2 tRNA genes are annotated in these 223 nt (G+C 44.8%); both read right to left on the reverse strand.

The window, feature by feature from the left end:
- Nucleotides 1-73, reverse strand: a tRNA-Lys gene (locus tag AN393_RS19900).
- Between the two features lie 73 nt (nt 74-146).
- A tRNA-Lys gene (locus AN393_RS19905) sits at nt 147-222 on the reverse strand.
- Nucleotide 223 lies beyond the last annotated feature (1 nt).

The raw sequence follows: 223 nt of genomic DNA on the forward strand, positions 1-223 counted from the left end.
TGGGTCATGATGGACTTGAACCATCGACCAATGGATTAAAAGTCCACTGCTCTACCAACTGAGCTAATGACCCGCTCTGTGTGCTTACTCTATTAAGTAAGCTGCGTAAATCCGCCGATTTAGCCACTCTTTAGCTTAATAAAGAATGGTGGGTCATGATGGACTTGAACCATCGACCAATGGATTAAAAGTCCACTGCTCTACCAACTGAGCTAATGACCCG

The sequence above is a fragment of the Pseudoalteromonas sp. P1-25 genome, assembly GCF_001401805.1.
Classification (GTDB): domain Bacteria; phylum Pseudomonadota; class Gammaproteobacteria; order Enterobacterales; family Alteromonadaceae; genus Pseudoalteromonas.